Source organism: Aequorivita vitellina, assembly GCF_022008365.1.
In the GTDB taxonomy this organism is placed as follows: domain Bacteria; phylum Bacteroidota; class Bacteroidia; order Flavobacteriales; family Flavobacteriaceae; genus Aequorivita; species Aequorivita vitellina.
Genome location: NZ_JAIRBA010000011.1, coordinates 1 through 18,731 on the forward strand (window position 1 = coordinate 1; position 18,731 = coordinate 18,731).

At 38.5% G+C, this 18,731-nt stretch carries 16 protein-coding genes; 10 read left to right on the forward strand and 6 right to left on the reverse strand.

What is annotated here, in order from left to right; all coding sequences use genetic code 11:
• Nucleotides 1-161 precede the first annotated feature (161 nt).
• The 3 genes from K8089_RS07245 to K8089_RS07255 all read right to left on the reverse strand — a co-directional run bounded on the left by K8089_RS07245 (nt 162) and on the right by K8089_RS07255 (nt 3,788).
• A complete protein-coding gene (locus tag K8089_RS07245; RefSeq protein WP_237602605.1) occupies nt 162-461 on the reverse strand; it encodes a DUF4298 domain-containing protein in 300 nt (99 codons plus the stop codon).
• Between the two features lie 97 nt (nt 462-558).
• Nucleotides 559-3,051 carry an ABC transporter permease gene (locus tag K8089_RS07250; protein ID WP_237602701.1) on the reverse strand — a complete coding sequence of 831 codons (2,493 nt, stop codon included), beginning with the start codon at nt 3,049-3,051 and terminating at the stop codon, nt 559-561.
• Between the two features lie 47 nt (nt 3,052-3,098).
• On the reverse strand, nt 3,099-3,788 hold the full coding sequence (locus tag K8089_RS07255; protein WP_237602606.1) for an ABC transporter ATP-binding protein: 690 nt from the start codon (nt 3,786-3,788) through the stop codon (nt 3,099-3,101).
• A 158-nt stretch (nt 3,789-3,946) separates the two neighbouring features.
• Here K8089_RS07255 and K8089_RS07260 point away from each other — a divergent pair, with 158 nt between their 5' ends.
• From K8089_RS07260 to thiE, 9 genes are all read left to right on the forward strand, one after another.
• On the forward strand, nt 3,947-4,702 hold the full coding sequence (locus K8089_RS07260; RefSeq protein ID WP_237602607.1) for an arylesterase: 756 nt from the start codon (nt 3,947-3,949) through the stop codon (nt 4,700-4,702).
• A 288-nt stretch (nt 4,703-4,990) separates the two neighbouring features.
• Nucleotides 4,991-5,608, forward strand: coding sequence for a DEAD/DEAH box helicase (locus K8089_RS07265; RefSeq protein ID WP_237602608.1), 618 nt, complete (start codon nt 4,991-4,993; stop codon nt 5,606-5,608).
• Nucleotides 5,609-6,092: 484 nt separating this feature from the next.
• Complete coding sequence (locus K8089_RS07270) at nt 6,093-7,436, forward strand: microtubule-binding protein (RefSeq protein WP_237602609.1); 1,344 nt, start codon at nt 6,093-6,095, stop codon at nt 7,434-7,436.
• A gap of 244 nt (nt 7,437-7,680) precedes the next feature.
• The gene (locus K8089_RS07275) at nt 7,681-8,736 is read left to right on the forward strand and encodes a hypothetical protein (protein WP_237602610.1); all 1,056 of its coding nucleotides are present in this window, start codon (nt 7,681-7,683) and stop codon (nt 8,734-8,736) included.
• Complete coding sequence (locus K8089_RS07280) at nt 8,736-10,688, forward strand: AAA family ATPase (protein ID WP_237602611.1); 1,953 nt, start codon at nt 8,736-8,738, stop codon at nt 10,686-10,688. Before K8089_RS07275 ends, K8089_RS07280 begins: the two co-directional genes overlap by 1 nt.
• A gap of 156 nt (nt 10,689-10,844) precedes the next feature.
• Nucleotides 10,845-12,095 carry a DUF6638 family protein gene (locus tag K8089_RS07285; RefSeq protein ID WP_237602612.1) on the forward strand — a complete coding sequence of 417 codons (1,251 nt, stop codon included), beginning with the start codon at nt 10,845-10,847 and terminating at the stop codon, nt 12,093-12,095.
• Nucleotides 12,092-12,616, forward strand: a complete 525-nt coding sequence (locus K8089_RS07290; RefSeq protein ID WP_237602613.1) for a hypothetical protein — start codon at nt 12,092-12,094, stop codon at nt 12,614-12,616. The genes K8089_RS07285 and K8089_RS07290 overlap by 4 nt, the downstream gene beginning before the upstream one ends.
• Nucleotides 12,617-12,716: 100 nt before the next feature.
• The gene (locus tag K8089_RS07295) at nt 12,717-14,375 is read left to right on the forward strand and encodes a hypothetical protein (protein ID WP_237602614.1); all 1,659 of its coding nucleotides are present in this window, start codon (nt 12,717-12,719) and stop codon (nt 14,373-14,375) included.
• A 153-nt stretch (nt 14,376-14,528) separates the two neighbouring features.
• Nucleotides 14,529-15,170, forward strand: a complete 642-nt coding sequence (thiE, locus tag K8089_RS07300; RefSeq protein ID WP_237602615.1) for a thiamine phosphate synthase — start codon at nt 14,529-14,531, stop codon at nt 15,168-15,170.
• 22 nt (nt 15,171-15,192) lie between these two features.
• Here the strand turns inward: thiE and K8089_RS07305 are convergent, their stop codons facing one another.
• From K8089_RS07305 to K8089_RS07315, 3 genes are read right to left on the reverse strand one after another with little or no spacing between them, the layout of a single operon-like run.
• Nucleotides 15,193-16,059 (reverse strand): hypothetical protein, encoded by an 867-nt coding sequence (locus K8089_RS07305; protein ID WP_237602616.1) that lies wholly within the window; start codon nt 16,057-16,059, stop codon nt 15,193-15,195.
• 9 nt (nt 16,060-16,068) lie between these two features.
• The gene (locus K8089_RS07310; RefSeq protein WP_237602617.1) at nt 16,069-16,944 is read right to left on the reverse strand and encodes a hypothetical protein; all 876 of its coding nucleotides are present in this window, start codon (nt 16,942-16,944) and stop codon (nt 16,069-16,071) included.
• A 2-nt stretch (nt 16,945-16,946) separates the two neighbouring features.
• A complete protein-coding gene (locus K8089_RS07315; RefSeq protein WP_237602618.1) occupies nt 16,947-17,816 on the reverse strand; it encodes a hypothetical protein in 870 nt (289 codons plus the stop codon).
• Between the two features lie 467 nt (nt 17,817-18,283).
• On the opposite strand from K8089_RS07315, the gene K8089_RS07320 reads away from it, so the two are divergent.
• A complete protein-coding gene (locus K8089_RS07320; protein ID WP_237602619.1) occupies nt 18,284-18,508 on the forward strand; it encodes a hypothetical protein in 225 nt (74 codons plus the stop codon).
• Nucleotides 18,509-18,731: the final 223 nt, after the last annotated feature.

Here is an 18,731-nt window from a genome sequence, read left to right on the forward strand (position 1 = left end):
AAAATATTGGTAAATAAGAGTTATAAATGAAGTTGATTTTTAATTGGGAGAATTTGCTTTAAATGGACGAGCGGGTTGTTTACAAACTAAAAGAGATGTTATTCCTGCAGCTTAATTTTGGGATGGAATGTTTCTACAACTAAACAATTTATACTAAAAAGTTATCTTCTTATTTCTTTGCTCAATTTTTCCATTTTGTTAGATAACTCAAATATATCGGTAAGTAGAATATGAACGGCATCTTCACTTAATACGCCACGTTTAAGGTCTTGAGGAACTTCAAGTCTTTTGTCTGCCATCACGTCTTTTATATATTGCGATTCGTAATATTTTTTTAGTGTATTTAAATCATTTAAGGAATCGGCAAGCTCATTCATTGCCGTATCAGACTTTTCAACTACAATAGTGAGTTCGTCTAATATGTTCTCCATTTTGGTAATACGGTCTATTATAGTATTCATAAGTAACTTTTTGTTTTGAATTTTTTTATGTTTTGTTTGTTTCAGGTTGTAGAAGCGTATTAAAATCGAGTTTAAATAAAATTTAACTAACTACCCCTTACCCACTCTTCCGAAGCACTTCTAATGGCGAACTTCGCAAAACCTCTCGAATATTGCTTAAGCCAATCCCTAAAACCAAGAGAGCGATTCCTGGTAGAAATATTAAAAACGGAGTTAACGAGGGCGCAAAGGGTTCTTCAAAAACAAATACCGCCAAAAGCAGACTGCTAACGAGCGCCAAAAGGATTCCCAAAAGGCTACCCAAAATTCCTAGGAATAGATATTCTAAAGCGGTAATACTGAGTATCTGTTTGTTTTTAGCACCTAAGGTTCGCAATAAAACGCTTTCCTTTATTCGCTGATACTTACTAGTACGCACAGAGCCTATTAAAACTATAATCCCTGTTAGGATGCTAAAAAAGGCCATAAAATTAATGATCCACGATACTTTGTTTAATATATCTTCTACCACGGTGTACATCTGCCGCAAATCGATGACCGAGACATTCGGGAATTTGTGTACCAAAGCGCGTTGCAACCTTGCCGAGCTGGCTTCTGTTGGAGCATAGGTTGTTAGCACGTGGAATTGTGGCGCACTTTCTAAAACCCCATTGGGAAAGAGCACGGTAAAATTGGGCTGCAGGTTTGCCCAATCTACTTTTCTAATGCTTTTTACAAGCGTGGGCATCAGTACGCCTTGAACGTTAAACACTATAGAGTCGCCAACGGTTACCTTGGCATCTTCGGCAAGATTTTCTGAAATGGAAACTGGCACAATCCCATCGCCCGTATGCGATGCCACCCACTCCCCTTTTACTATTTCTTCAGAATCAATAAGATTTGACCGATAGGTAGTTCTAAATTCGTGACTTAAAACCCATCCTTTAATTTGGGTGGTGGTATCGGTTCGCAGCTTGTTTACCAATTCATTTTTTATGCTGTGCATACGCATAGTAACCAGCGGGATATTGTCTAACACCTCTAGTTCATTGGTCTTAAAAGTGTTGGCTACCTCGGCAACTTGATCGGGTTGCACGTCTAAAGTTATCAGGTTTGCACTTTCGGCAGTATCTCCTAAAGCGGTTTTATCGAGTAAAATATCCTTTGTAAAATACAACGTACTAATTAAAAATGTACCCAAACCAATGGCAACCAATAATACAATGGTTTGATTGTTAGGACGAAATAGATTCAGCAAACTCTGCCGGGTAGTAAACCCTGCACTTTTTGGGAAGTAGGTTTTAATCAGTTTCATCGTACCAATAGCAATCCCTGCCAAGATACCGAAGGTTACCATAATTCCGCCGATAAAAGCCAGTGCAAACAACCAATCTTGAAGCAACCAATAGGAAAATGCATATAAAAACGCGACAATCACCGCAATGGCGATATACCGTGCCTTTGCGGATTGCTTTGAGGTATCGCCACTAACCCGCAGCACTTCTAACGGCGAAACGTACCAAGTGCGCAACAAAGGTAGCAAGGCAAATAAAACCGACATCACCAAGCCTAAAAGCACGCCCATAATTACGGGTTGGGCGCTAATGCTAATGGTTAAATCGAAGGGCAAAAACTCCTTTAATACAATGGGAAAAAGTTCTTGAAGCCCTACTCCTATTGCTGTTCCAATTATCCCTCCTAAGATTCCTATTCCCGCAATTTGAATTAGGAATATTAAAAAGCTTTGTTTTCTAGATGCCCCCAAACATTTTAAGACGGCAATGGCTTTTATTTTCTCTTTTATGTAAATATTTACCGAACTGGCAATCCCTACACAACCTAACAATAGCGCTATAAATGCAGTTAGGTTTAAAAAGGACCCCACATTTTCGTACCGTCGCCCCAGTCTGCTGCTCGTGCTGGTATGGGTGTCTAAATCGGCGTTTTCGGCTTCCAGCATGGGTTGCAAGCGTTCCTCCAAGGCCAGTAAATCTACCTCGGGTTGGTTGTAGAAGAACTCATATCGTTTTCGGCTTCCAAACTGTAATAATTCGGTGTCTTCAATAAAGCGATATGGAATAATCACCAAAGGCGCCACCGAACTCGAAACCGCTGTATTACCCGGAATAGCGTTTAATGCGCCAGCTATGGGAAGGGTTATTTCGCCCACTTTTATTGAGTCGCCAGGGTGAAGATCGTACTGCAACATTAAAGTAGCATCCACCAAAGCCCCACCTAAAGTTTGATATGAAGTAGCAGCCATAACAGGCTCTGTTTCAAGTGCTCCATAAAATGGAAAGTCGCCTTGCAAACCCCGAATACGCACTAACTTGGTGCCCTTATTTTTCGGAAAAGCAACCATAGAAACAAAGTTTACTTCGGAAGCATCAGGCTTTAAAGAATCGATAATTGCTTGCGCCCGCCGGGTAGGAAGCTGATTGGTATCAATACGGAAGTCGGCACCCATCAACGATTTTGACTGCCGTTGAATGTTATCTGTAAGGTTTTGGCTGAATAGCTGTATTGAAACCACGGCGGCAATTCCCAAGATAATGGAAGCCATAAAAAGCAGTAAGCGCACCCTACTCGCCTTGGCATCGCGCCAAGCCATTTTAAACAGCCACGCAGCATTGATAGATGATTTTAACTGAGACTGTTTCAAATTGCTGTTGTTGTTTCGTTCGTTAAAATCTTCCCGCCTTTTAGTCTTAAGATTTGCTGGGTTCTTGCGGCTAAATCTAAATCGTGGGTAATAATAACCAACGTTGTACCTGCTTCTTTATTGAGATTAAGCAGTAATTGTGTTATTTTTTCGCCAGTTTCTTCATCTAGGTTTCCCGTTGGCTCATCGGCAAATAAAATTGAGGGATTATTTGAAAAAGCTCTCGCTACCGCAACCCGTTGCTGCTCCCCGCCCGATAGTTGTGACGGATAGTGATGCACCCGATTGCCCAAGCCCACTTTTTCCAAAAGCTCCTTTGCTCTGCTCACGGCGTTTTTGGCGCCTTGCAACTCTAAAGGCACGCTTACATTTTCAAGGGCGGTCAATGTTGGTAGCAATTGGAAATCCTGAAATATAAACCCTACTTCTTCGTTTCGTAGCTGTGCGCGTTCATCTTCGTTGAGGGTGTTTAAATTGCGACCGCACAATGTTACGGTGCCTGCATTGGGCGTGTCTAAGCCTGCTGCCAAGCCCAAAAGCGTGGTTTTTCCGCTTCCCGACGGTCCAACAATGGAGAATGTTTGTCCCTTTTCTACTTCAAAAGAAACATTTTGAAGCACTGTTAATTGTTTAGAACCACTTTTATAAGTCTTCTCCAGCCCGTTTATCTTTAATATCTTTGTCATTTAAATACAGTTAATGGCGTTTCTTCCGTTATATAAATTAAGACCTTCAAATTATTTGCGTCTTTAACTTAGCGCCTTTGCGTGAAATATTTTTGCGCCATTTCGAGAAACAACACTTAATTTTGTAACCTCATTTTATCATAATAATTCTCGACAATATGCCGAAGTCCAAAACTACACAAAGCCTTTTAAATACAAGTGTTTACAAACATCGAAACCTCTTAAAGTTTTGTTATTTTCTACTTGCTTTTGCCCTATTATCCTGCGGAAATGACACGAAAACGAAAAATGCGGGCGATGCGAACGAAAACGCCACGACTGCGACTGAAACTTCTGAAACTACTTCAAATAAAACCATCTTGTTTTTTGGCGATAGTATCACGGCTGGTTATGGCTTAGACGACACTAACGATGCTTTCCCGGGAATTATTCAGAATAAAATAGATTCGTTGGGATTGCATTATCAAGTTGTAAATTCGGGTGTAAGCGGTGAAACAACGGCTGGCGGTAAAAGCAGAATCGATTGGATTTTAAATCAGGATATAGAAATATTCGTTTTGGAGCTCGGCGCTAACGACGGCCTGCGCGGCGTTCCAATTTCTGAAACCAAAGCAAACCTACAAGCAATTATAGATGCTGTAAAAGCTAAAAGTGCAGCTATAAAAATCGTTTTGGCGGGGATGCAATTGCCACCCAATATGGGAGCCGATTACACAACACAATTTAAAGCAATATTCTCTGATTTGGCTTCGGAAAACAATTTGGCGTTTATTCCTTTTATCCTAAAAGACGTTGGCGGTATTGCCGAATTAAACCAGAACGACGGCATTCACCCTACCGCTGAGGGACATAAGATTTTAGCTGAAACTGTTTGGGAGGTTGTTTATCCGATTTTAGTTGCTTCGGAGAAATAGTTTGTTTTCGAAATATATTGAGTTTATTTGTTAGACCTAACAGTATAATGGGTTGATATTCAGGGTGTTTTTCGGCTTATATCTTATGCCTAACGGTATATAATTTTGAAAAGGTTTTGTTTTCTATCTAGAGGCAATAATTGCCGAAATCAGTGAACTATGCAATTATACCTAATTATCGGGTTGTAAATTATCTAAAATGGAAAAGTTTAAACGAGTACCTATGTCAATTGTACGCAGTATATTTGTCAAAATTAGTACGCTAATTCTTCATCTGTAAAACACATTATGCCTTTTAAAAAGTTACACGCCGACATTAAAGAAAAGTTAGCACAACTTGAAATAACTACGCCTACTCCCTTTCAAAGTGAAAGTATTCCAATTATAAAAAGTGGTGCTAATGCGTATTGTATCGCGCCAAACAATAGCGGAAAAACCACAACACTTATACTTACCACCCTTCAAAAATTAAAATGCAGAGCCATAGGGCATGCGCCGCGAGCAGTGGTTTTAGTAGAAAATAAAGAAATAGCGCTGAAGTTGTACGAGCAGTTTTTGTTTTATACAAAAAACACCTCCCTACGTGTATATGTAGGCTACGAAGAACTGCACGTAGATGTTCAAAAATCGGAAATAGCTATGGGTACAGACATCCTTATTTCTACTCCCAAATCTATGAATAAGCTATTTTTAATGAACGGTGTAAGCATCGCCGATTTAAAACTGTTTAGTATAGACGATGCCGAGTTTCTAACTCAAAAATCGGCTTATGCAGCTATTTTATCTATCACCCAAAGCATTCAAAAATGCCAGTATGTGCTTTATTCCGAAAAAATGCACCCGATGTTGAAACGGTTTGAGAACTTTTTTATGGCATATTCAAAGAAAGTTGTTATCACTTTATAGTTATTTGTTAATCATTGTTGTCCGATAAAAGGAATGACCTACTCTGGAGAACCCGATATTATATGTAGTCCCTACGGGACTAGGCATTGAGGAGGGTATTATTTTTTACCCATATTTAATGCCTAACGGCATACTACTCCTGCTGGGCAAAATACTGGTAATTAATAGATCGCACCTAAACAAATGTCCGTAGGGAAAAAATATGATTTTTAACCGGACAATAATGCAAATTCTAGTTACCCTCTCTTTACGTTTTAAAAAGTCAATAGATTAGTAAGGTGCATATAATGCGCACTTTATGAATGGCTATTGCTATTTACAGTACCTTCGTCTAAAGTTTTAAATTTGGTTATCACTTATGTGCTCGATGCTAAATGAAGAACGAATAACTACCTCTTCCAAAATTTTAATTTAAAAAATCAATTTTTTTTCCGACATTGACCGTTCAAATCTTAAAATATTACAAACTTTAAAAATAGCTACAATGGCAGACGATTTTGATTTATTAGAAACGGATAAGAATTCCAGTCAAGACAAGGTTGATATTAACTGGGGCAAGGCTGTAGACCAGATGAAGAGCAAGCTGGCACAGGAAGACGACCCCGAGGTTAGACAGCGAATTTTAAACGCAACCTTAGACGACGTTGTAGGAATGGCCGAAAAAGACCGAGGTAATTTATTGGATGCCATAAAAGACCTAACAGATTATCAAGATGAAGTAGGGATTGTTTTTGAAAAATTCAGCACGCTCAATCCCGATGAGCAAAAAGTAATAGATCAAGCCGTAAAAGAACTTGAGCGTGCAAAAATGGAATTGGAAGATGCCGAAAATGTAACCGATAACTGGTGGAATAATCTTTGGGGCCGGAAAGCGCGAATTAAAAGAAAAGAGCAGGAGCTTGCCGCTGCGCAAAAAACCCGTGATGGCGCCGATTTAAAGGCGAAGCAAATGTTTCAAACGCGTATTGAAAGCGCTGATGTGCAAACCTTGTTAAACGAACTTTCTTATAAAAGTCAAGCCGCGGTAGATAGGCTTAAAAATCGAGAAGTTGAAATAAAAGAGGTTGAAGAAAAACTGCAAGTAGCAATAGTTGAAGCGAGTAAAAACCACACAAAAGCCTTGGAAAAAAAGGAGGAAACCGAAGCGAAATTAGAGGAGCAATACGCGCTCTTAAAGCAGTCGCGACAAGCCTTGGAAGAAATTAGCGACAAGCAATCGCCAGAATACAGCGAAGCTATTGGAAAGGTAACAACAATTGAACAAAAGGTTGAAGAGTTGGAGGGCCTTAAAAACGCCTACACTACCCTTGCCGCGAGTAAAGATAGTTTTGTTCAAAAACACAATCTTACTATAAAAGTATTAACCTCCTTACGCAGCAATTTACAAACCCACCGTGCAAAATTAAAGAGCGATACAGACGAACGACTTAAATATTACGACGGCTATGTGGTGGCCTTAAAAGCGAGAACAGACCAAGAGTTTGCCGCAATTTTGGAGCACTTGGGAGTAAAAACAGATGAGCATATTGGCGCAACCTTAGCGTCTATGCACAGTGCAAGTGCTAAGGCAAGACAAGAAATGATGGACAATATTCCGGTTCACGAAAAAGTGATGCAAGGTGTGTACTCCAGTTATGCTGAATCATTACAGGAAATTAGAAAGAAAGATAGTGAGATCCAGAAAAATTTCGCCGACCGTTACGGTATCGATATGAAAGAGATCTTTGAAGAATATTACGCAACGGATGCCAACGCTCCTTCGGGAAACAACGACAATCCCGCCGAGAAAAAACCAAAACCAGATGTACCGGACGATTTGCTTAGCTAGTTTTTAAACTTTAGACGGTAGTCGGTGGTGGGAAGTTGACACAAGTTAAAAAAACGTAAGACTAAATGACGTAAGACGTAGGACTAAATGTGTTTGAATAAGTTTAGTCATAAAGCTTTCAGCGAAGCAGTTTTAAGTCCTACGTCTTATAGCGTCCGCGTGTCGCCGAAGCTTTAGTGGAGGCACAAGCGGTCCTAAAGCGCAGCGATCTTACCTCTAAAATCTCAAATCTGAACAAAAAAAAATGTCACTAAATTCCATAGTTACTCCTTTAGACAGTGCTATTCTTGAAACCAAGGATCAGTACAAAGTGTATTTTAAGATAGTAAACCACGCGTTTAAAAATTTGCAGGAGGCGATGGCGAAAAAAGGTATTTGCACCGAAGTAGAAGTCACTTTTATAAAACAATACTGCGAGCTACTCACCTATTCCTTGGAAGCCTTTAGAATAAAATACCTGTTTGACGATGAGGAAAAAATGCGAATAGACCTTACCGAATCTGGTTTTCCCAACTATTTAGAATTTAGATACCTTATAAACGACCTCGGTTTAAAACACGAACATTTAAACAAGCTACCGGAAATAGAGACAGTTAAAAAGGAATTTTTAGAAACCCTTTTAAAAGATCGGCAGCCTATTTCAGAAAGAAAACTGCAGCAAGCGGCATCAATTATTTATTACACTTCGGTAGATCAGCACTATATTTTTAGACGATTTATTCAGGGTAAAATTGTAAGCAATGTAAATAAATCGGAAGGAGAATATACCGTAAGTTGGAGCTTTTACGACATTACTTTAAACCGCGCGTTTATCTGCTTCTTAAATTTCGATTTGTACAAAGAAACACTCGCAGAATACACCGAAAGAATTTACGAGGTGCTGGAAACCGTTGCAAATAGAAGCATGAGCTTAGATATGATGGCTTATGCTATCGATAAAAAGCTGCCAAAACTACTTCCAAAAAAATTACGGGTAATGGATTTTGGTCCGTTGCACAGCATTTTCGCAAAAGATGAACTCGATATAACCCACGTGCTGTTACAAGGCATAGTAGATAAAACAGTGGCTATTTCGGCTTACGCAATTTCAATTACTATAGATGAAATAATAAGCTCGGGCAATTTTACCGAAGGCTCAATTTTTAACAGGCAGGAATTGCAACTTTGGGAAAGTAAAAAGAGCCAAAAATATTTGTTTACCTCCCATCGCGTTATGCAACTTTTATACGATAAAATCCCCGAAACCCTGCGTTCACTAACCATAGACCCAATTGAAATCCCCGAATTAAAATTAAATTAATGGAACACAACAGTACATTTCCCATAAAACTTTCTGAACTAGAAGCACTTCGCGATGAAGCTACTTCCTATTTAAAAGGAATTCAATGGGAACAAGGCAGCAAAGCCAAACGCCGCGATAAAAATGTGGCAGATACTTCAATTATGATGTATTTGGCAAAGGCGAATGGAACGGCCAACAACGAAGTTATTTCAATATCAAAAACCATTTTAGCGTTAAAAAAACGATTGCTGCCAGATTCAATTGCCATTCCACTGCGATTAAACCAAGCGCTTTTGGCGTTGCAAGAGGGGTTGACGATGGCTGTTTGGCTACGCGACAATTATGCTGATGCTTCGGGTTTGTCTGGCCTAAGCGAAAAGCTCTCAACTTTAGATACTGGGCAAAGACACGAATTTGACAGCAAACAGCAAACCGCCACGGCATTTATGCTTTACGGTTGCGCTTACCGAATTTTATACGATTTAAAACCAAGTGTTTCAGACGATTTGGCGGTAATGAAAAACAAGTTTGCCGGCATCCCCGAATTGTCGCTTATGTCGCCATTAAAGGGCATTTCGTGTATGTTGTTTTACTTCGACAAATACCTAAATCACCCAGAAATTATTACGAGCGATGAAGATGTTGTAATTTTTAGCGTTGTATTTTTTGAAGCTATTATTGTTGAAATTCAAATGCGTATTGCTTCTTTAGACTTCACCGAAACCATTGAAGATAGAACCTATAAACTTGAAAAAAGTGAATTTGCCATTTCGGGTTGGGAAAACACCATGGAAGGCACTGCCAAAAGTGTTGAATTCAATAAAATACAGTTTGAAGAAATTGTTGGAAACCGCGATGCGAAACATTTTGCGCGCCGTTTAACCGAACGCATGTTGAGTTATGATTTTGAGGCAAAGAAGAATCCGTTTCAGGAATTGGGCGGGTTTATGCCCGTGTTTATGGGCTACGGAATTCCGGGAACAGGAAAAAGTATGCTTATTGCGGCAATCGCCACCCGATTAAAAATGCATTGCGACAATCTGGATATTCCGTTTCTTTTTCACCCAATGCCAGATACGCTTATTTCGACTTTTCAAGGTGGTAGCGCCGAAAAAATGGTGCAATGGATGAAACCATTAAGCGATCCCACAAAATTAATATTCGCGCCAATTGACGATGCCGAAAACAATCTGCAGGAACGTACTGCACAGGGCGTTTCGGCTGGTGTAAAAGAAGTAATCGGCGTATTTTTAAGATATACTGAAGGAGCTTACGCCATAAATTATGGTAATAGCAGCATCGGGCTTTTTACCAATTTGCCCGAAATGTTAGATAAAGCGGTTATAAGTCGCGTGCAAGGCAGATTTAAAATTGACGGGGCACGTACGATTCCAGATTTTATAGACCAAGATTACCTTTGGTGGCGCAAGTTTGAAAAAACAATGCCCGATTTTGTGAATATGACGAATCCTGAAAAATACACTTTTTTAAGCGAGCAGGGACTGGTTCAGAATTTGGGTGAAATATTAAATCAGAGTGAAAAGCCAACTGATGCAAAAGTTTTGGAAATTTACGAGCGCACGGAGAGCAAGTATAACACCAATCAGCATTTGTTTTTCGCGGAGTTGTACAAAAATATTCAAAAGGAATTTGCCTTTTTCTCTTCACGGGATATCCGGAATATTCAGAGTGCTATTTCCTTGCGATTATCAGATTTCGATTTGCCGAAAGAATGGTTTGAAGACCCGACGCTTTATTTCAAAAAAGATTACGATACCAAGTTTAAAATGTTGCAGGACTTAATGAAGCAGAATATGAAAGGACTGAATTTTAGCGATATTAGAAGACAGGAAACGGTGCGCTATTTAGACAATGTTGCCACCATTGCGGATACCGATTTTAAACGACAGGTTGATAATAGAATTGCCGAAATGAAAGTGCAACTAGCCGCGCGAAAAGAGTTTGAATAAAGTAGTGGCAGTGTGCAGTGGCAGTAGCCAGTAGCAGTAGCAGTAGCAGTAGCAGTAGCAGTAGCAGTAGCAGTAGCAGTAGCAGTAAAATAAAGAAAATATTTGTGTATTGGTGGTGGTAAAAATGAAATATCTCAACTCATAAACTTTAACTTTTTGGATAAATTAAAACAAGCGGGATTATTTGGCGATGGCCTTGTAAAAATAAATGGCAGTTTAGTTAAACGTTATAATGGCTGCTTGGCTTTGCTTGGGGTTTCGGCAAGTAAATTGTCAACGTTTTCAATAGATGCAAACGGGTGGAGTCCGGAGATTGCCGAAGAAAAAGACAACAATTTTTATTTGAATATTGGTGAAGCAAACGCCAATGCCATAATTATTTCGCCACAACAGGAAGGGAAGCCGGTTTTTATGCCCTACCACAGTTTTGACCGCAATTTAATGGATGCCGTTTTTGCTGCGTATCGCAAGCAGATAAAAGATATTACGAAAGATTCGGCTATCGTGGTGCAATTAGACCAAAATATAGACGCCTATTACGAAGCATTTGACTTGCTGAATTACAATAAAATAGCAATAAGTTTTCAGTTGCTCGGCGACCTGCAGGAAAAACAAAAGGAACAGAACGACCTTATAAAGCTATTTGAAGAAGGTAATAATTTCATCAATCGTGAAATTCATCAAAAGCTAATCGATTCTGCCAATAAATACGGTGATTTGCGCCATCGAAAACTTAAATTAACCGATTTAAGCTTAGCCATTACTTCCTTTTATACCAAAGCATTTGGAGGGGTTTTCGTGTTGCGGGATTTCATAAAACCCATCCTCGTTTTTGAATCGAAAGAAACTTTTAATCAAGCCATAAAAAACACTACCTACGATGTTTTATTGTTTCATATAGAACACGAAGAATTGCTCGCCACACTTAAACGCGATATAATCACAGAGATTAATTATTTAAAAGCTGCAAAAACGGCACGGTACGAGCGCATTAAAAAGCATCTTTTTTCTACGTATTTAAGTAAAACGGCACATTCCATTTGCGATATATTAAACAGCAAGTTATTGTTTAAAAAGTATTTAAACGAATTACCTGTTGCCGCGCAAAAACAAATAATGTGTGTTGAAATATACAATCAGAAAAAAGCCGTTGAAAACAATTTAGTGCCTGAAAACATGATAGAGCCCTTTTATATAAAGGCTTTGCAGGAACCACATTCGTCGCTTCAACCTGAAAATCAAGAGATAATCTGGCAACTTTTAACTAAAGTTATGCCTGCAGATCCGGTACATTTATATTGGTACGACAAAGAAAAATTTTACAAACAATTTGCTTTGTGGGACGATAGTTATAAAGATTGGGCAATAGATTGTATCTTAGAAGAACTAAAAAACGAAACACCATGACTTTTGAAATCATAGTTTTTATCGCCGCCGTTTTATTCGGAATTATCTTGTATTGGACAGAATCTAAAAGCAATCGCCTATACCGATTTTTTAACAAACTCACACATAGCAAAGAGTTGCAGATGAAACCTGAAAGCCGAAAAGGTTTTGTACACCAGCAAGATTTCTTAATGCGGTTGGTTTGGATTACGTTGTTGTATTTAATTGCAGCAGCGGTAATTGCGGTGGTTTTACCATTTGTGGTTAATTATATTCAATATTTTATTTCGGCAATTGTAGCAACCCTACTCGGTACATATATCGCTTCATTATTTCTTTTTGCACGCGATAAAACCAAAAAAGAAAATCTTGAAAAAGCTTTTAATAAAGGCAAAGAAAGTATTGACGAATTTACGCAGGACATCCGCGATAATTTTGAATCGGAAGAAGAAATTGAGCCAGAGCCAAAACCAAGTACAGAGCCTGATGAGCCGAAGTTAAGTGCACGGGAAAGGTTGAAAAATAAAGGGATGATTAAATAGATTTTAGACATTAGACTTGTGATATGAGACCTGACGAAAAGCTGGTGTGAGGAAGAAAATTATTAAAACTTGAAACTCATTTAATTTTGAATTGATTAGTATGAAAAAATATTGGCAAAAAGGGCCTAAACAAAAGAGAATAATTATAATTAGCGGGGTTGTAATGCTGCTTTTACTCTTCTTTTTACGCGACGATTATCAACCCGTTTTACTGTTTCTGCGTAGGTTTATTTTTCTAATACTAATTGGAGTGCTGTTTTTATGGTTTACACTTTCAAAATTTAGAAGCGCAGTTAGTGGCGGACGGCGTATTCTTATTTTATTGGGAATTGTTGCGTTTTTTGCAACCAGCTGGTTTTTTGGATGGCAGATAGGGTTGTATAAATACATGCAATCATACAATGTATTTAACAACCTGAATTTAGTTGAATTACACGAACTTCCCCTAACACAAAATGAGCGTATTCAGCCTTTTAACAATATTGTTACTATGGCCTACGAAAGTATTGGCGAAACACAAGAGGTTTCGCATCCACATTTGGTGCGGGTTGACAGTAGCAACCGTTGGACGATGGCCGTCCAACCCGCTAAAGAATACACTTGGCAACGTATTAACGACAATACCAAAGAACTTTTTTCGGTAGAAAGCACCTCCCCTTTTCCGCGGTTTTCAGATACTAATAGAATTCCCGTAATTTTTTCAATTGGAGAATCCCTTGCTTTTAGCAGGAATACGTACAATGCGGTGGTGCAGCGTTTTAATATTTTTCAGCTTTTTAATCTTGAGCCCGAGCAGGTTTATTATATGAAAAACGACGCTGGAAACTGGGTGCAAGTTGTAAGTTTAATTCGTTGGAAAGGCTTCTTTTTTCCCTACCCAGCCTACGGTGGCGTGATGGTTATTGATGCTGGAAAGCACAATTTTTCAGATTATTTGGAACGGATAACCATTGGAAAAGGCACCTATATTCCACCCGACGAAATACAAAATCACCCTTATTTAACACGACAGAACACCTTATCTGAAAGAGTCTCGAGACTCGAAGCACAGTCCTTACAATTTTTAGCTGGGTTTACAGACCCGTTACCGTGGAATATGGAAACCGCAGTGAAAATTCCCGATTTAGCAGACGATGAAAATCAGCAGCCGTTTGTAACCGATTTTGATTTCAGCGGCATGGCTGTTGACGCATATAGCGGATTATACCATTGGTTTGGTTTAGAACCCATTGGCGAGGAGCGCACAAGTTTGTCGTTTAGCGTTCTCGTGCCCGCAGATGGAACCGATAAATTGTATTACTACAATCACGCGGCTAAAAAAGAAGGATTGGCTGGTGTAAGCGCAATGCCTTTAAAAGTAATTGAATCGAGAAAAGAATACGATTGGTCTGTAAACAAGCCTGTAGAATTTAGACCATTTATTAAAGAGATTGCAGGAAGAAAACGCTTGTTTGTACTCTCAACGGTGACTTCAAAACGCGGGGACAGTAAAAAGTTTGACGGTGCCGCTACGCCAGATTTAGCATTGATAGATGTGGAATATCGCGATGTGGTTTGGGTAGATGCAAAACAGCCAAGCGAATGGAATGAAAAAATACTAAAACAATTGGGCGATACTTGGAAAGCTTCCGAAGGGCTTAGCGATAAAGATTTATATCCCGATAAAATTGAAATTGATGTTCGGCCTATGGTTGAAAAGGATTCGGTTTTAATTGAAGGGGGTGCTGGACGGAAGTTGGTTGAAGGTGATAGTTTGTAGGGTTTTAGAGGAAAGAAGAAAGAAAAGACATAAGACCGCTTGTGCCTGCGCTAAAGCTTTGGCGACACGCGGACGCTTTAAGACTTGGGGCGCTTTGCTTTAGGACGTACTTTTGGTCCAAATTATTAATGATTTTAAACATAGTTTATAGATTTGATACCGAAATTACATTACATATCACAGGGCAATTCTGCAGAGGAGCATTTAGAGAATATTCAAAAGGCGTGCACTTCCGGGGCGGAATTGGTGCAATTGCGATTAAAAAATGTTTCGGAAAAGAAGTTTTTAAACGTCGCCAAGGAGGCTCGCGAAATTACCGCACATTTTCAAACCCGATTAATAATTAACGATAATTACAAAATTGCGAAAGAAGTTAAGGCAGACGGCGTGCATTTGGGGAAAACAGACCCCTGCCCTACTTTAGCGCGGAAACATGTATACACTTGGCAGCTAATTGGCGGTACGGCAAATACTTTGCAAGATTGCGAAACATTAATTGAAAAAGAAGTGGATTATATTAGTTTAGGTCCGTTTCGGTTTACAGAAACCAAAAAGAACCTACCCCCCGCATTAGGATTAACAGGTTACGCCGCGATTATTGATGTTTTAAAAACGCAGACGCCAATTTTCGGTGTTGGCGGTATTACCGCAGCAGATGTAGTGGAGATATTGGAAACTGGCATTTCCGGAATAGCCGTTTCCGAAGCAATCACGCGCGATTTTAATACAATAAAAAAGTTTAATGAATTGCTTAATGCGTCTTCTACTGCTGAGCAACGGTATACGTTTGAGTGAGATTTAAAGCAACATTTTTGGGTTAGTCTACTCCTAAATAGATAAAGGTGTTAAGAATTAATTTATTAACCCTTAATGATATAGCTTCACTCGTTCCACCAGCATTAGTTATAGTATTTGCAGTATGGGTGTGCGAGCCAGCATTACTAAAACTATAAGTGTGATTGTGGGAAACGGAGTTAGTAAACTTTTCTCTATAAGTACCACCTTCAGCCATTGGGTTATTGGCGGCTTCAAATTCAGCATTACTTAAATGGATGGTACCTATATCAGTATATTGATGTGTATGGTTGCCTCTATCATTACTGGTAACTGAGTGACTATGTGATAAAAAATCTGTTGAACCAGAAAAATTAATAACAGGTAAGTTTGAACTTAAAAGTGTTAAACCCGACGACGGATTCCCTACTGTTGTACCAATGGTTTCTGAAATTGCTCTTTGTTTTAGAGATTTATTTCTGCTATCTGGAAGATGAGTACCAAAAAGTGCTATACTATTACTATTAGCCACTCCGGTAAGGGCGCTCGTTGCTCTACCATCTAAAAAATACCAACCACCGTGATCTGTTGTTTGAACACTATATTTTATATCACCAACTTCTTCTCGTTGCAAAAAACTCCATTTATTTATTATCCAAGTATAAAAACCGGCGCGTTTAAGTGAGCCTGTACCCGTATTGTAAACCATAGTTCCATTTACCAAGGCGACGTCTTGTGGGTTTGTAACTGTACTTGTATCTGTAATGCTTTGCAGTGCAACGCGAGGTATTAATATACTGGAGCCTACCTCTAAAGCTGCATTAGGTTGGTTTTTGTTTATACCCACTTGGGCCCAAGTGGTGCTCGCTATTAATAAAATCGCTATAAGTAATATTAATTTATTTTTCATCTTCATTTGTTATTTTCCTAGAAAAACAAAAACGTTTGTTACTAGACTAGACGGTTCTAAATTAATTGTTGTAGGAGAAGGATTAACTGAAGAAATAGTCACGTCATGATGATGGTTTCCTGAACTCGCCGTAGTTAATAAATGGTTATGTACCCCGTTGCCGCTAGTTGCAATAATCCTCGTTGCCGAATTGTTATCATCTAATGCATTTCGTTGTTCATTTCGATTGGCAACTTCAATCATGTTAGCTCCATAATCACGTATACTATGCTCATGCGTTTTACTGTTCGTTGCGCCTGCATGTCCATGACTTCCACTTGTAGATATGCTTGGTGTTATTGAAAAAGCAGGCAAATTATTTTGAGTTAATAAATAATTATAACTTCCCCCAGTATTAGAACCAAGTACTTCAGAGCCATTCCTGCCAGTGGCAATGGCATTTTCGGCATTTGGCAAATTGGAGCCAAATAATGAACTTGCATTTGTCTGCGCAGTAGTGTTTGGTAGGCTTGCAGATGTTCTTCCATTTAATAAATACCAACCATCGTGATCTGTTGTTTGTAAACTATATTTTACCTCACCAACACTTGTTTTTGCAAGTGCTATCCACATATTTCCATTCCAGAATAACAAACCGTTATCTTTTAAACCAGCAGTTCCATCATTATAAACCATTGTGCCAATTGCAGGTGCCCCACCCGAGTTGGTATTTGTAACAGTTGTGTTATCTGTAGTTGAATTTAAACTAACAGCTGTTAGTAAAATGCCATTATCTGTAGCAACAACTTCTAATTCTGCATTTGGAGTTGTGGTGTTTATCCCAACCTGTGCTAGTGATGGAAAAACCACCAAGAGTAAAAGTATATTTGTAAGGTTATTTTTCATAATTATTCCCCTAAAAAAATAAAAATATTTACAGCTAAACTATTGGGTTTAGTGTTAAAACTACTAGCTGCGCCCGAATAAGTAGCAGTTGCAGTATGGTTGTGTGAACTTGGATTTGTATTAAAATTGTGACTATGCGAACCGCTGGCTCCAGAACTGCGGGTACTACTGCTGGTAAATACAGGAACACTTAACGAACCGTCTTTTCCGTAAAACCAATCTGTTGTTCCTTTTTCTTGCCAAGTATGCCCATGGCGTTCATTATTTGCTGTTGTAGTATTTGGGTGGGTGTGGCCGCCATCATATTCTGTAGTTCCGTTTGCTGAAAAGCTAGGAATATTAGCAGTTGTTAAGGTTCTAGAGTTACTACCTACAATGCTTGCCAAAGTCTCAGTACTGGTTTTTCCTTTTAGATAACTATCGGCAGCATTTGGTAAAGTTGAGGTTAGTCCTAATTGACTTGCCGCAATTTGCGCCGTGGCAGGCAAGGTATTAAGTGCACGACCATTAACCAAATACCAACCATTATGATCCTGAGTTTGTACACTGTATTTTAAATCGCCTTGGCGAATTCCTTTTATATTTATCCAATTATTGCCATCCCAAAGATAATAACCTGTAGGCGCCAAGCCAGATGCTCCAATGTTGAAAACAAAAGTACCAGGGGGTAAACTCCCACCTCTTGGATCTACAATTGTAGATACATCTGTATAAGAACTCAATTCCACCCTTGGAAAAAGAATACCTTTATCTGATGATTTAACATCTAAAGCAGCTTCTGGCGTGGTTGTGCCAATACCAACTTGAGAAGTGGCAGAGATTGATAGTAGGAGACTTAGAACATAAATAGTAGCTCTAGTAGATTGTTGCATTTTACTTTGTTTAATTCCAATTATAATGTTCGCAAATATATTAATTTAAAAAATTGAAACGCTGCAAACTAATAAAACCTTTTAATCCGTTATGCTAAAAATTTAAAGTTGTACGATGAAAGAAATGACTAACTTTAGGAAACTCATATTATTAACAGCCCCTATCCGACTATGCATTGACGAGATTCTATTCTCTCACCTATTATTTAATACCTATCGGCATTCTGCCTTATTACAACAAAATTTTGATAACTAATAGATTATTGGCAGGTAAATGTTTCTTAGGGACAGTATATGTTTTAATCGGGCGATACTAATACTCTTTAGATAAATATTAATGAACATTTTCTATTTCAATTGCAATGAGTTTGCAAAAACCTTCATTGTTTTCAATAGTACATCACTTATCACATAAATATATTTATCTAATTTCAACTTTAGTATATTGCAGAACTAAAATCATTAATATGAAATTAAACTTATTGTCTTGTGATGCACAAAGGCCAGATAGAAGAGCGATAGCCCAATGTATTGCAGAGGTTTCAATGCATATTAATGAATCCTTAGCAAATGAACTTACAGATATACTTTTAGAAGGAGACGCTGTAGATATTGAGGTGGACGATAAAAATTCTGGTTCTGCATTAAGAGCTTTTCGGAAACTTTCTATTGACTACGAAATTGTTGAATGAACGGCACCCATTAATTAATTCTAAACAAACAGTTCTAAGAAAAAAAGATTATATTGTAACGTATTACTAGTGAATTAAATTTGAAAGCCCCCATGTTTAAGATAGGTATTTCTAAAACTTACTTACATTTCTTTTGTATTCATTGCAGCCTTTTTAAATTAGTATTTAAATAATACTATCGCTAAGTCAGTAATTTATAATTCAATGATTATGAAAAACTCCG

Coding starts and splice junctions, on each gene's coding strand:
- K8089_RS07245 (WP_237602605.1), bottom strand. CDS start 461: ATGAATACTATAATAGACCGTATTACCAAAATGGAGAACATATTAGAC.
- K8089_RS07250 (WP_237602701.1), bottom strand. CDS start 3,051: ATGGCTTGGCGCGATGCCAAGGCGAGTAGGGTGCGCTTACTGCTTTTT.
- K8089_RS07255 (WP_237602606.1), bottom strand. CDS start 3,788: ATGACAAAGATATTAAAGATAAACGGGCTGGAGAAGACTTATAAAAGT.
- K8089_RS07260 (WP_237602607.1), top strand. CDS start 3,947: ATGCCGAAGTCCAAAACTACACAAAGCCTTTTAAATACAAGTGTTTAC.
- K8089_RS07265 (WP_237602608.1), top strand. CDS start 4,991: ATGCCTTTTAAAAAGTTACACGCCGACATTAAAGAAAAGTTAGCACAA.
- K8089_RS07270 (WP_237602609.1), top strand. CDS start 6,093: ATGGCAGACGATTTTGATTTATTAGAAACGGATAAGAATTCCAGTCAA.
- K8089_RS07275 (WP_237602610.1), top strand. CDS start 7,681: ATGTCACTAAATTCCATAGTTACTCCTTTAGACAGTGCTATTCTTGAA.
- K8089_RS07280 (WP_237602611.1), top strand. CDS start 8,736: ATGGAACACAACAGTACATTTCCCATAAAACTTTCTGAACTAGAAGCA.
- K8089_RS07290 (WP_237602613.1), top strand. CDS start 12,092: ATGACTTTTGAAATCATAGTTTTTATCGCCGCCGTTTTATTCGGAATT.
- K8089_RS07295 (WP_237602614.1), top strand. CDS start 12,717: ATGAAAAAATATTGGCAAAAAGGGCCTAAACAAAAGAGAATAATTATA.
- K8089_RS07305 (WP_237602616.1), bottom strand. CDS start 16,059: ATGAAAAATAAATTAATATTACTTATAGCGATTTTATTAATAGCGAGC.
- K8089_RS07310 (WP_237602617.1), bottom strand. CDS start 16,944: ATGAAAAATAACCTTACAAATATACTTTTACTCTTGGTGGTTTTTCCA.
- K8089_RS07315 (WP_237602618.1), bottom strand. CDS start 17,816: ATGCAACAATCTACTAGAGCTACTATTTATGTTCTAAGTCTCCTACTA.
- K8089_RS07320 (WP_237602619.1), top strand. CDS start 18,284: ATGAAATTAAACTTATTGTCTTGTGATGCACAAAGGCCAGATAGAAGA.